The 12,553-nt window shown below is 65.4% G+C and carries 12 protein-coding genes; 11 read left to right on the plus strand and 1 reads right to left on the minus strand.

Going from position 1 to position 12,553, the window contains the following annotated elements; translation table 11 throughout:
• The first annotated feature begins 8 nt into the window (after positions 1–8).
• The 11 genes from WIMU1_RS12930 (at position 9) to WIMU1_RS12980 (ending at position 12,288) form a co-directional block, all read left to right on the plus strand.
• Positions 9–503, plus strand: a complete 495-nt coding sequence (locus WIMU1_RS12930; protein WP_023959716.1) for a hypothetical protein — start codon at positions 9–11, stop codon at positions 501–503.
• Positions 496–951, plus strand: a complete 456-nt coding sequence (locus WIMU1_RS12935; RefSeq protein ID WP_031332615.1) for a flavodoxin family protein — start codon at positions 496–498, stop codon at positions 949–951. The genes WIMU1_RS12930 and WIMU1_RS12935 overlap by 8 nt, the downstream gene beginning before the upstream one ends.
• 96 nt (positions 952–1,047) lie before the next feature.
• A complete protein-coding gene (locus WIMU1_RS12940; protein ID WP_062797853.1) occupies positions 1,048–1,860 on the plus strand; it encodes a thymidylate synthase in 813 nt (270 codons plus the stop codon).
• A 7-nt stretch (positions 1,861–1,867) separates the two neighbouring features.
• On the plus strand, positions 1,868–2,368 hold the full coding sequence (locus tag WIMU1_RS12945) for a dihydrofolate reductase (protein ID WP_062797855.1): 501 nt from the start codon (positions 1,868–1,870) through the stop codon (positions 2,366–2,368).
• Positions 2,365–3,609 carry a winged helix-turn-helix domain-containing protein gene (locus tag WIMU1_RS12950; RefSeq protein WP_062797857.1) on the plus strand — a complete coding sequence of 415 codons (1,245 nt, stop codon included), beginning with the start codon at positions 2,365–2,367 and terminating at the stop codon, positions 3,607–3,609. Before WIMU1_RS12945 ends, WIMU1_RS12950 begins: the two co-directional genes overlap by 4 nt.
• 79 nt (positions 3,610–3,688) lie before the next feature.
• Complete coding sequence (gene thyX / locus WIMU1_RS12955) at positions 3,689–4,441, plus strand: FAD-dependent thymidylate synthase (RefSeq protein ID WP_062797859.1); 753 nt, start codon at positions 3,689–3,691, stop codon at positions 4,439–4,441.
• An 80-nt stretch (positions 4,442–4,521) separates the two neighbouring features.
• A complete protein-coding gene (gene dapA, locus WIMU1_RS12960; RefSeq protein WP_023959704.1) occupies positions 4,522–5,427 on the plus strand; it encodes a 4-hydroxy-tetrahydrodipicolinate synthase in 906 nt (301 codons plus the stop codon).
• The gene (locus WIMU1_RS12965; RefSeq protein WP_062797861.1) at positions 5,424–7,433 is read left to right on the plus strand and encodes a ribonuclease J; all 2,010 of its coding nucleotides are present in this window, start codon (positions 5,424–5,426) and stop codon (positions 7,431–7,433) included. Before dapA ends, WIMU1_RS12965 begins: the two co-directional genes overlap by 4 nt.
• A gap of 27 nt (positions 7,434–7,460) precedes the next feature.
• Entirely contained in the window at positions 7,461–8,081 is a 621-nt protein-coding gene (locus tag WIMU1_RS12970) for a TIGR03085 family metal-binding protein (protein WP_062797863.1), read from the plus strand.
• A gap of 79 nt (positions 8,082–8,160) precedes the next feature.
• Entirely contained in the window at positions 8,161–10,983 is a 2,823-nt protein-coding gene (locus tag WIMU1_RS12975) for an FtsK/SpoIIIE family DNA translocase (RefSeq protein ID WP_084248232.1), read from the plus strand.
• 282 nt (positions 10,984–11,265) lie between these two features.
• Positions 11,266–12,288 (plus strand): TerC family protein, encoded by a 1,023-nt coding sequence (locus WIMU1_RS12980; RefSeq protein WP_062797865.1) that lies wholly within the window; start codon positions 11,266–11,268, stop codon positions 12,286–12,288.
• On the opposite strand, the gene WIMU1_RS12985 is transcribed toward WIMU1_RS12980, so the two are convergent.
• Positions 12,260–12,544 carry a YciI family protein gene (locus WIMU1_RS12985; protein WP_023959696.1) on the minus strand — a complete coding sequence of 95 codons (285 nt, stop codon included), beginning with the start codon at positions 12,542–12,544 and terminating at the stop codon, positions 12,260–12,262. The two genes, WIMU1_RS12980 and WIMU1_RS12985, sit on opposite strands and share 29 nt — an antisense overlap.
• Positions 12,545–12,553 lie beyond the last annotated feature (9 nt).

The following is a 12,553-nucleotide window of genomic DNA, read 5'->3' on the forward strand; positions in this document are numbered from 1 at the left end:
CAACGCCGGTGAGTGACAAGCGTGCAGATGCCCGGCCGATCGTCCTCGCGATCGCGGCACTGGTTCTGGTGCTCTGCTTCTACTTCGTTCTGCTGGGCACTCGGGGTGTCGATCTGCTGACCAGTGGCGAGGCCGTCGGAGTCGGTCTCGGAATCGGAGTGCTCATCCTGCCGTTGCTGGGTGTCTGGATGGTGGTCGCAACACTGCGGGCCGGGCTCGCCCATCAGCGGCTCGCCAGACGAATGGCAGAAGAGGGCACCGAGCTGGACGTCTCCGCGTTGCCCAGGCGCCCGTCCGGCCGAATCGAACGCGAGGCCGCGGACGAGTTGTTCGCGCAGGTCAAGGCCGAATGGGAAGCAGACCCCAGCGATTGGCGCGCCACCTACCGCATCGCCCGGGCCTATGACTACGCCGGTGACCGTTCCCGTGCCCGCGAGATGATGAAACGCGCTGTCGCGCAAGAGAAGGAATCGAGTACTGCCGACGGCCGTGCTGATGGCTGACGCGCGGACATTGCTCGTGGTGCACCACACGCCTTCGCCGCCGACCCGTGAGCTGTTGGAGAAGGTGCTCGAAGGCACGGCCGACCCGGAGATCTCCGGTGTGCGGGTGCGACCCGTCGCGGCGCTTGCGGCCACCGTGCCCGACGTGCTGGCCGCCGACGGCTTCCTGTTCGGCACCCCGGCCAACTTCGGTTACATGTCGGGCGCGCTGAAGCATTTCTTCGACACCGTCTACTACCCGGTGCTCGGATCGGTGACCGGTAAGCCGTACGGGTTGTGGGTACACGGCAACAACGACACCGCGGGGGCGGTGGCTTCCGTTCAGCGCCTTGCTACGGGGTTGGAACTCGAGCCTGCGGCCGCGCCGCTCGAGATCACGGCAATCGACCCGTCCACGCGGGAGGCGTGTTACGAGCTGGGCGCAGTGCTGGCGGCCACAATCGCTTGAGCCACCGTCCTGCTCGAGGGTGTGCGAAGACTGGATGATTCGCCGCGGCGACACGCGGAAACGGTGCCGAGTCCGACGCACCCTAGACTTGACCCCGTGACGGACGCGGCCAAGATCCCAACCCCGTACGAGGACCTGCTTCGGCTTGTGCTCCACACGGGAACGCCCAAAGCCGACCGCACCGGTACCGGCACCCGGAGCCTGTTCGGTCATCAGCTCCGATACGACCTCGCCGAGGGTTTCCCGCTGATCACCACCAAGCGGGTGCACCTGAAGTCGATCGTCTACGAGCTCTTGTGGTTCCTCCGTGGCGATTCGAACGTGCGGTGGTTGCAGGACCGCGGCGTGACCATCTGGGACGAGTGGGCCGATGCCGATGGCGAGCTCGGACCGGTTTACGGCGTGCAATGGCGCAGCTGGCCGACCCCGTCCGGCGAACACATCGACCAGATCTCCGCCGCGCTCGAGCTGCTGCGCAGCGACCCCGACTCCCGGCGCAACATCGTCTCCGCGTGGAACGTGGGCGAGATACCGCAGATGGCTCTGCCTCCCTGCCACGCGTTCTTTCAGTTCTATGTCGCCGACGGCAAACTCTCGTGCCAGCTCTATCAGCGCAGCGCTGATCTGTTTCTCGGGGTGCCGTTCAACATCGCGTCGTATGCGCTGCTGACCCACATGATGGCCGAGCAGGCGGGCCTCGGTGTCGGCGAGTTCGTCTGGACCGGCGGCGACTGCCACATCTACGACAATCATGTCGAGCAGGTCACCACCCAGCTCCAGCGCGACCCGTATCCCTACCCACGCTTGTCGCTGGCGCGGCGGGACTCCATCTTCGACTACGAATACTCCGATATCGAGGTCCTGGACTACCGCTACCACCCGGGCATCAAGGCGCCGGTGGCGGTCTAGTTCTCCGATGACAATCGCACTCATCTGGGCTCAGGCTGCCGACGGGGCAATCGGTCGTGGTGGCGACATACCGTGGCATCTGCCCGAGGACCAACGGTACTTTCGGCAGATCACCGGTGGGCACCCGGTGGTGATGGGGCGGCGTACCTGGGATTCGCTCCCGGCTCGATTCCGCCCTCTGCCGGGTAGGGCCAATCTGGTTGTCACCCGCAATGCTCAATGGTCTGCAGACGGGGCGCAGACCCACGCGAACGTGCGCGACGCCCTCGACGCCGGACTCCACCTCGACGACACGGTCTTTGTCATGGGCGGTGGTGAGATCTACAGCGCGGCAATGGAATCTGCCCACGAGGCGTATGTCACCGAGATCGACCTCGAGGTGTCTGATGCCGACACCTGGGCGCCTGCACTCGATCCCCGCCGATGGTCGCTCGAATCGGACGGAGGCTGGCTCGAGTCGCCCACTGGGCTCCGCTATCGATTCCTTCGGTACTCGGCGACGCCGTGACAACCGTTCGACGAGCCCGGGCCGAATCGCTGTCGGCGACGCAGGCCCGCAGAATCGCCCTCGCCGCACAGGGTTTCACAGACCGCCGGCCCGCGGGTCCGGTGACCCGGCGTCACCTGCAGCGCGTCCTGGACCGAGTTCGCCTGTTCCAGATGGACTCGGTCAGCGTGGCCGTACGGGCCCATTACATGCCGTTGTACAGCCGGCTCGGTTTCTACGATCGCGGACTCCTCGAACAGGCCGCGTGGGAACCCACCGCCCGTCGTCCCGCGCTCTTGGCCGAGTACTGGGCACACGAAGCCGCACTGATTCCCATCGAGCATTGGCCGCTCTTCCGTTGGCGGATGGACGATTTCCAGCACGGGCGCTACAAGGAAGCAGTCGGTGACCCACAAGCCGCCGCGATGCGCACACAGATCCGCGAAGCGGTCGCCGAGTTGGGGCCCTGTACGAGCGGGATGCTCGAAGAGCATCTCGGCCACGAGAAGCGGACGCGCAAAGGCACGTGGTGGGACCGCAGCCACGTGAAGTACCTGTGCGAGGTGATGTTCGCTGCGGGTGAGCTGGCTGCGGTGCGACGCAGCGGTTTCGCCAGGTATTACGACCTCACCGAGAACATCGTCGGGGAGAACGCCGAGGTCACTGTGCCCCGGGACGAGGCGATCCGCGAATTGGTCGCCGGTTCGGTGACCGCGCTCGGTGTCGGCACCGAGGTCGACATCCGCGACTACTACCGTCTCAAGCCGCAGGCGGCCCGCGAGGCACTGGATGATCTCGTCGCCGCCGGGCGTGTTCAGCAGGTGGAGGTCGAGGGCTGGGCGAAGCCGGCATTCCTCGATCCCGCCGCGCGACTACCGCGAAGAGTTGAACGCACGGCCCTGCTCAGCCCGTTCGATTCGTTGGTGTTCTTCAGGCCCCGTACCGAGCGGCTGTTCGATTTCCATTACCGGATCGAGATCTACGTTCCCGAGGCCAAGCGCGTGCACGGCTATTACGTCTTCCCGTATCTGATGGGCGAGCGGCTCGTGGCCCGGGTGGACCTCAAGACCGACCGGGCAGGTGACCAGTTGCTGGTCCTCGGCGCGTTCTGTGAGAGCCGGTCCAATCCGTTGGAGGTGGCCACCGCGTTGGCCGCGGACCTGCTGGACATGGCACAGTGGCTCGGCGTCAGCAGGGTCGAGGTCGGTTCGCGGGGCGATCTGGCAGCCCCTCTCACCGCCGCCGTGCACGCTCAACTCTGAACCCGTCCTCGGCCCGACCATCGGGTCCGGGGCGGTGAAGGGGACAATCGGTGCTCCAACACGAAGAAAGAGGAATGCGGTGTCCGAACTGGTGCCATTGAAGGTGCAACTGGTGGCGAAGTCATCGTTCGACCCGCCGACCGATGTGCCGTGGACCACAGATGCGGACGGGGGTGAAGCCCTCGTCGAGTTCGCCGGGCGCGCCTGTTACCAGAGTTGGGACAAGCCCAATCCGCGGACCGCGACCAACGCCGGATATCTGCGTCACATCCTCGAAGTCGGGCATCTGTCACTGCTCGAACACGCCACGGTCACGTTCTACATCTCGGGGATCTCCCGGTCGTGCACCCACGAGCTGATCCGCCACCGACATTTCTCCTATTCGCAGCTGTCGCAACGCTTTGTGCCCGAACATGATTCGAATGTCGTCTGCCCTCCGGCGATCCGGGGCGACGCCGAACTCGAAGCCCTGTTCGTCTCGGCCACCGATGCCAGCCGCGCAGCCTACGCCGAACTGCTGACGGCACTCGAAGAGAAGTTCTCCGATGTGCCCAACAACATCCTGCGGCGTAAGCAGGCCCGTCAGGCCGCACGTGCGGTCCTGCCGAACGCCACGGAGACCAAGATCGTCGTCACCGGCAACTACCGCGCCTGGCGGCACTTCATCGGTATGCGGGCCACCGAGCACGCCGACGTGGAGATCCGCCAGCTGGCCATCGAGTGCCTGCGTCAGCTGCTCGACATCGCCCCAACTGTGTTCGGGGACTTCGAGATCGGGCGGCTCTCCGATGGGTCGGAAGTGGCCACGTCTCCGTTTGTCCTGGAGGGGTGAGAGTCGGGCCGGGACCGGCCGACCTCTGACGGCGCCGCGGATGCGGGATCGGCGCAGGGCCTCCGGTAACCTTAGCCACCATGACCACCGGTGAGACGCAACCGCAGAGCTTCCCTTTCGGGACTGTCAGTGTTGCCATGGTTACCCCGTTCACCGTCGATGGAAAGCTCGACCTGGACCGGGCCGGCGAACTCGCCGTGAAGCTCGTGGACGGCGGGTGTGATGGGCTGGTGGTCTCCGGGACCACCGGCGAATCGCCGACGACGACGCCCGCCGAGAAACTCGATCTGCTCAAGACTGTGCTCGCCGCGGTCGGTGACCGGGCCCGCATCGTACAGGGCGCCGGTAGTTACGACACGCGCGAGAGCGTCTGGTTCGCGAAAGAGGCGGCAGCACTCGGCGCGCACGGCCTCCTGGTGGTGACCCCGTACTACTCGAGGCCGCCGCAGACCGGTCTGCTCGCACACTTCACAGCGGTCGCCGACGCCACCGACCTGCCGGTGATGCTCTACGACATCCCGCCGCGCTCGGTGGTGCCGATCGAACACCGCACACTGCTCGAACTGTCACGGCACCCGAACATCGTCGCTGTCAAGGATGCCAAGGGCGATCTGAACTCGGCGGCGTCGCTGATGACCGACACCGGGCTGCAGTACCTGTCCGGTGAAGACGCGCTGAACCTGCCCTGGCTCTCGATCGGCGCGGCGGGGTACGTCAGCGTCATCGGGCACCTCGTACCCGATCGGCTGCGCGACATGCTCGACGCGGTGAACAAAGGCGACCTGGTTCGCGCCCGCGAACTGAATGCGTCGATGATCCCGCTCGTCAACGCGATGGGCCGACTCGGCGGCGTCACGATGGTCAAGGCCGCACTGCGCATCCTCGGTCTCGACGTCGGAGACCCGAGGCTGCCGCAGGTGCCGGCCACCGGCCCCCAGATCGAAGCCCTGATCGCCGATCTGCGCGTAGCGAAGGTGCTGTCATGACCTCACAGTCAGGCGCTGAATCCGCCGAGCCGGCCCGCCGCCGGGGACGAGTCATTCGAAAGGCCGGACCGCCGGCAGAGCCCCGTGTAGAGAAAATCGAGTCGAAACCCCCTGTGGCCAAAGCCCAAGAACCCGTGAACACCCCGCAATCCGCTCCTTCTGCCCCGAGGGAACAGTCGGCCCCCGCGACCAAGGCCCCGAAAGCCGCCGGTTCGAACACCTCCGGTAACAAGCGGCCCTCGCGAGACCGCAAAGGCGGCGGACGCAAGGCCGTCGCAGACAAGCGGTCCGAGCCGAAGATCGTCGATCCCACCGAGAAGCTCGGGGCTCCGCGGCGACTGCCGGCCGGCGGCCTGCGGGTCGTAGCCCTCGGCGGCATCGGTGAGATCGGCAGGAACATGACCGTTTTCGAGTACGACGGTCGTCTGCTCATCGTCGACTGCGGTGTGCTCTTCCCCGAGGACGCCCAGCCCGGTGTCGACCTGATCCTCCCGGACTTCCGGTACATCGAAGACCGCATCGACGACGTCGAGGCGATCATCCTCACGCACGGCCACGAGGACCACATCGGTGCGGTCCCGTTCCTGTTGCGACTGCGTCCGCAGATCCCGGTCATCGGGTCGAAGTTCACCCTCGCCCTGCTCGCCGCCAAGTGCCGCGAACATCGCCAGCGTCCGAAACTGGTCGAGGTCGTCGAGGGCGAGAAGACCACGCACGGACCTTTCGAATGCGAATATTTCGCGGTCAACCACTCGATCCCCGATGCTCTCGCGGTGGCGATCCGGACCGGTGCAGGCGTTGTCCTGCACACCGGCGACATCAAGCTCGACCAGCTGCCGCTGGACGGCAGGCTCACCGACCTCGCCGGGTTCAGCCGCCTCGGCGACGAGGGCGTCGACCTCTTCCTCGTCGACTCGACCAACGCCGAGGTACCCGGGTTCGTCACACCGGAACGCCAGATCGGTGGGGTGCTCGACCAGGTGATCGGCAAGGCCCGTCAGCGCGTGATCGTCGCCTCGTTCGCCAGCCATGTGCACCGCATCCAGCAGGTCGTCGACGTGGCCCACACACACGGGCGCCGGGTGACCTTCGTCGGACGCTCGATGGTTCGCAACATGCAGATCGCCCAGGAACTCGGCTACCTGCGGGTGCCCGACGGCGTCGTGGTCGATCTCGATACGGCCGCAACACTTCCCGACCACAAGCTGGTCCTGATCTCCACCGGATCGCAGGGCGAACCGCTGTCGGCACTGTCACGGATGGCTCGCGGTGAGCATCGGCAGATCAACATCCGCGCGGATGACCTGGTCGTCTTGGCGTCCTCGCTCATCCCGGGCAACGAGAACTCGGTGTTCGCGGTGGTCAACGGCCTGGCGCGACGCGGGGCGACCGTGGTCACCCAACAGAGCGCCAAGGTGCACGTGTCGGGTCACGCATCGGCCGGTGAGCTGCTCTACCTCTACAACGCCGTCCGGCCCTCCAATGTGATGCCCGTGCACGGTGAGTGGCGGCATCTTCGCGCCAATGCAGCGCTGGCGGTTGCCACCGGCGTCAAGCCGGAGGCCGTTGTCCTCGCCGAGGACGGTGTGGTGGTGGATCTGATCGACGGTCGCGCCCAGATTTCCGGCCGTGTCCCTGTGGGCTACGTCTACGTCGACGGACTCTCGGTGGGAGACGTGGGGGAGTCGACGCTCTCGGAGCGTTTGGTGCTCGGCGAGGGCGGCTTCATCGCGATCGCCGTGGTGATCGACGCAGACACCGGCCGGGCGATCAATCCGGCCGAGGTTTCCGGAAGAGGATTCTCGGATGATCCGACCGCGCTGAAAGAGGCGGGCGACCTGGTCGATCAGGCGCTGGCACAGATGGCGGTCGAACGCGTCACGGACACTCATCGGATCGCTCAGACTATCCGTCGTGTGGTGGGTCGCTGGGTTGCCGACAAGTACCGGCGGCGCCCCATGATCGTGCCGACCGTGATGACCGTCAGCGAGTCTTCGGCGGACTGACGACGCCGCACCTCATAGGGTGTGTGCATGACCATTGCCCGAGATGAACGCGCCGCGCTGGTGTCCACCCTGCGCAGCGTCGGCCCCGACGCCCCGACGCTGTGCGAAGGGTGGACCACCCGAGACCTGACCGCTCACATGATCGTCCGGGAGTACCGGCTCGATGCGATGCCGGGCATCCTTGTCCCGGCGTTCGCGGGCCGGACCCAAACGGCCCAGGACCAGGCTGCGCACGACGACTGGGACGCGATGCTCGCCAAGTTCGCCGCGGGTCCTCCGCTGTATTCGCCGCTCAAGCTGGTGGACCGCTTCGCCAACGTGACCGAGATGTTCGTTCACCACGAGGACGTCCGGCGTGCGGGCGGACCCTGGCAACCGAGAGACCTCGACCCGGCCACCGAGAAAGCGATTCGGGTACCGCTGAAGGCAATGGGGAAGCGCGCGATCGCGAAGTCGCCCGCCACCGTCGAGATGATCACCACCGACGGACAGAAAGTGGCCACCGGCGGCCGGGGACCGCAGGTCACGGTGACCGGTGATCCCCTCGAACTGCTCATGTTCGCGTTCGGGCGTCACGAGACATTGGTCGAATACGCCGGCGACGCCGATGCTGTTGCTGCGGTCAAATCAGCCAAGCGCGGACTCTAGCGTTTCGATTTCAACACATAGCCCGATACGCGTGTTGCAGATGAGGTAGCTGTGACAGTTGCCGACTAGGCTGTCAGCCATGGCAACCAAGTCCACCGCCCGTCGTTCCGGTGCGTCGGGTCGTAGTCCCGCGCGCTCCGGCGCCGCCCCGGCCAAGAAGGCCGGTGCCACCAAGGCTGCACCCCGAAAAGCCTCTCCCAAGAAGGGGTCGTCGGCGAGCGCCGGAAGCCGCAAGACGCCGGCGAAGAAGGCTGCGAGCCGGCCGTCCACCCGCACGTCGGCCGGTTCGAAGCGCGCCTCCACGACGCGTTCCGGCGCAACATCTCGCGCCTCGGCCCGCCCGCGCAAGTCCGTGGTGAAGTCCGTTGGCAGCGGTGTCGGCGCCGGGTGGGGTCTGCTCGCCAAGGGTGTCGGCGCGATGGCGCGCGCCGGTTCACGCAGTGGCGATCCCGACTACGACGAGCGCGTGTACGGAGCCGACGACGGATGGGACGAGGGCGGAGACGCGGACGGATCGTTCTCTCCGCGACCTGAGCACCCGCACACACAGGGACGCGACGGTGTTGCGCTCGTGATGATCGCGCTGTCGATCGTCGTGGTGGCGTCGGTGTGGTTCAGCGCGGGCGGCCCGGTGGGTGCTTTCGTGGACTCGGCGACTCGCGCGCTGATCGGGTCGGCTGCGGTACTTCTCCCGATCGTCCTCTTGGTGGGTGGTTTCATTCTGATGCGTCACGGACCCGATCCCTCGGGTCGCGCTCGGCGCATCGGGGCAGGCCTGCTCATCGCGTTGCCCGTCGTCGGGCTGTGGCACATCTTTGCCGGTGCACCCACAGATTTCTCCGAGCGACAGCACGCCGGCGGATTCTTCGGAATGGCCGCAGGTGGTCCGCTTACCGATGGCCTGACGGCCTGGTTGTCGGTGCCGATCCTCCTGCTGAGCCTGGCTTTCGGGCTCTTACTCCTGTCCGGTCTCACGGTGCGTGAACTGGTCGACGTCACCCGTGCCTACCTCGGGCTCGGTGTCGACGACCACTGGGACGACGACGAGGACGTGGACGACGACGAAGACGGTGGTTACGCAGACACAGCCTTCGGCGATCCGTACGACAACTACCCGCCCGACGACAACGCGACCCGGGCGACCGAAACTCTGCGACGGCCGGCGCGTCGACGCCAGTCCACTGCGGTGACGGCGGGGGAGGCATTGACCGAACCCATCATCGAAGACGAGCCGGTGCCTGCTGCCGTGACCGAGGCACTGAGCACACCGCCGGTCGGCGCCCAGCCGGTCCGCAAGCGCGCGGTGCCCAAACCTGCGCTGAAACCGGTGCGGCCCGAGCCCGAGCCCGAACCTGATCTCGACTCCGGCAGCGGCCACGATGCACTGGTCGTGGACAAGGCCGTGGAAGGCGACTACCGGCTTCCGCCGGCCAGCCTGCTGATCGAGGGTGACCCGCCCAAGCTCGGCAGCGCGGCCAACGACGAGATGATCGACCGCATCTCGGCGGTCCTGGAGCAGTTCAAGATCGACGCGGCCGTCACGGGATTCACCCGGGGCCCGACGGTCACGCGGTACGAGGTGGAACTCGGACCAGGTGTGAAGGTGGAGAAGATCACCGCCTTGCAGCGCAACATCTCGTACGCTGCGGCAACCGACAACGTGCGGCTGCTGGCACCCATCCCGGGTAAGTCCGCGGTGGGGATCGAGGTCCCCAACAGTGACCGCGAGATGGTGCGGCTCGCCGACGTCCTGACCGCCGGGTCGACGCGCAAGGACAAGCACCCGCTGGTCATCGGTCTGGGTAAGGACATCGAAGGTGATTTCGTCACCGCCAATCTCGCGAAGATGCCCCACTTGCTCGTCGCCGGTTCCACCGGTTCCGGTAAGTCGAGCTTCGTCAACTCGATGCTGGTCTCGCTGTTGACCCGGGCCACTCCCGACGAGGTACGGATGATCCTCATCGACCCCAAGATGGTCGAGCTCACCCCTTACGAGGGCATCCCGCACCTGATCACCCCGATCATCACGCAGCCGAAGAAAGCTGCCGCGGCACTCGCGTGGCTCGTGGAGGAGATGGAGCAGCGCTACCAGGACATGAAGTCCTCGCGCGTTCGTCACATCGACGACTTCAACAGCAAGGTGCGCTCGGGGGAGATCTCCACACCGCTGGGATCGGAGCGGGTCTACAAGCCGTATCCGTACATCCTCGCCATCGTGGACGAGCTCGCCGATTTGATGATGACCGCTCCACGTGATGTGGAGGACGCCATCGTCCGGATCACCCAGAAGGCGCGTGCCGCGGGTATCCACCTCGTGCTGGCCACGCAGCGGCCGTCCGTCGACGTGGTGACCGGTCTGATCAAGACCAACGTCCCGTCGCGGCTGGCGTTCGCCACGTCGTCGCTCACCGATTCCCGGGTCATCCTGGATCAGCCGGGCGCCGAGAAGCTGATCGGTATGGGTGACGGACTCTTCCTCCCGATGGGCGCGAGCAAACCCGTCCGTATGCAGGGTGCTTTCATCACCGACGAAGAGATCCAGGCCGTCGTCGACTTCGCCAAGGACCAGAGCGAACCGGATTACACCGAGGGTGTGACAGCGCAGAAGGTCTCGGACAAGAAGGACATCGACTCCGATATCGGCGGCGATCTCGACGACCTGCTGCAGGCGATCGAACTGGTCGTGTCCAGTCAGTTCGGCTCGACGTCCATGCTGCAACGCAAACTGCGCGTCGGATTCGCCAAGGCCGGACGGCTGATGGATCTGATGGAGACCAGGGGAGTGGTCGGACCCTCCGAGGGTTCGAAGGCACGAGATGTGCTCGTCAAGCCCGAGGACCTGGCCGGGGTGATCGCCTCGATCACCGGCGGCGGTGACACGTCGGACGACTCGGACGACTAGCCCTACCCGTTTCGTTGCGGTGGCCGTTTTGTGTGTTGTCAAAGTCTCACCAGCGAAAAAGTCTGACCGGGTGATGTCATGGGGGTCGCAGCGCATCTGCGCTGTGACCGTCGGAACATCCTCTGCTGCAGGAGAATCCCAGACGTAGCCGTTCACGCCTCGGGTCTGGTCCACACCTGCACCGCGATGGGCGGAGCGCGCGACGATATTCGCGTGTCCGTGGGCGGTTCGATCCTTCGGTAAAGTGGTCTTTACTTTTCCGAAACTGCTGCTGGAGGCTGCGTGGACGTATCACCACTCGTGTGGATTATCACCTGTCTGGTGATCCTGGGACTCTTCATATTCGACTTCTTCGCCCATGTGAGAACCCCACACGCTCCCTCGTTGAAAGAATCCGGCTTCTGGTCGGCCGTCTACATCACCATCGCCCTGATCTTCGGTGGCTTCGTGTGGTGGAAATGGGGTGGTACCTCGGGCACCGAGTACTACGCCGGTTTCATCACGGAGAAGGCGTTGTCGGTCGACAACCTCTTCGTCTTTGTCATCATCATGGCGAAGTTCGCCGTGCCGCGTGAGTACCAGCAGAAGGTTCTGCTCCTGGGCATCGTGATGGCCCTGGTGATGCGCGGTGCATTCATCGCCGTCGGTGCGGCCGCGATCAATGCTTACTCGTGGGTCTTCTACCTCTTCGGTGCATTCCTCATCTACACCGCGGTGAAGCTGCTGCGTGAATCCGGGCACGAGGAAGAGGTCGAAGAGGAGCGGGAAAGCCGTATCCAGCGCTTCGTGAAGAAGGCGCTGCGGACCACCGACAACTACGACCGCGACAAGCTGTTCACCAAGGAGAACGGCAAGCGCCTCGCGACCCCGATGCTCATGGTCCTGATCGTCATCGGGTTCACCGACGTCCTGTTCGCCCTGGATTCGATCCCGGCCATCTACGGCCTCACGGAGGAGCCGTACATCGTCTTCACCGCCAACGCCTTTGCGCTGATGGGTCTACGCCAGCTGTACTTCCTGCTCGGCGGATTACTCGACAAGCTGGTTTTCCTGTCGTTCGGCCTGTCGTTCATCCTCGGCTTCATCGGCATCAAGCTGGTGTTGCACGCTCTGCACGAGAACACGCTGTCGTTCATCAACGGTGGCGAACACATCAAGGTGCCGGAGATCTCGACCCCGCTGTCGCTCGGCGTGATCGTCGGAACCCTGGTGATCACCACCATCGCCAGCCTGGCGAAGACACGATTCGACGAGGGACGCGCCGACAAACAGGCGGTTAGTCAGAAAACGGACCAAAAACACTGACCCACTTGTTGATCCGGACCTCACCGACGTAGCCGGCAACCGCGAACGGGTCGGCGGCCAAGATGTCCTTGGCCGCCTGCTCGTCGGCGCAGTCGAGCAGGATCAGCGCGCCGCTTCCATCGGCGTACGGCCCGGCCATCCGCACAACACCTTCGCTGTTCAGCTTGGACAGCCAGGCGCGGTGGTCGGGCCGAGTGGTGTCGCGCCCGTCGGCGAACTCGACGGGGTAGGTGTATTCGACGCTGAACAGCGGCATTTGTTCGAC

Origin of the sequence: Williamsia muralis NBRC 105860 (assembly GCF_001598915.1) — a bacterium.
Taxonomy (GTDB): Bacteria; Actinomycetota; Actinomycetes; order Mycobacteriales; family Mycobacteriaceae; genus Williamsia; species Williamsia muralis.

Excerpts from the sequence above, each read along its gene's own strand:
- WIMU1_RS12935 (WP_031332615.1), top strand. The coding sequence starts at position 496 with ATGGCTGACGCGCGGACATTGCTCGTGGTGCACCACACGCCTTCGCCG.
- WIMU1_RS12945 (WP_062797855.1), top strand. The coding sequence starts at position 1,868 with ATGACAATCGCACTCATCTGGGCTCAGGCTGCCGACGGGGCAATCGGT.
- dapA (WP_023959704.1), top strand. The coding sequence starts at position 4,522 with ATGACCACCGGTGAGACGCAACCGCAGAGCTTCCCTTTCGGGACTGTC.
- WIMU1_RS12965 (WP_062797861.1), top strand. The coding sequence starts at position 5,424 with ATGACCTCACAGTCAGGCGCTGAATCCGCCGAGCCGGCCCGCCGCCGG.
- WIMU1_RS12970 (WP_062797863.1), top strand. The coding sequence starts at position 7,461 with ATGACCATTGCCCGAGATGAACGCGCCGCGCTGGTGTCCACCCTGCGC.
- WIMU1_RS12975 (WP_084248232.1), top strand. The coding sequence starts at position 8,161 with ATGGCAACCAAGTCCACCGCCCGTCGTTCCGGTGCGTCGGGTCGTAGT.
- WIMU1_RS12985 (WP_023959696.1), bottom strand. The coding sequence starts at position 12,544 with ATGCCGCTGTTCAGCGTCGAATACACCTACCCCGTCGAGTTCGCCGAC.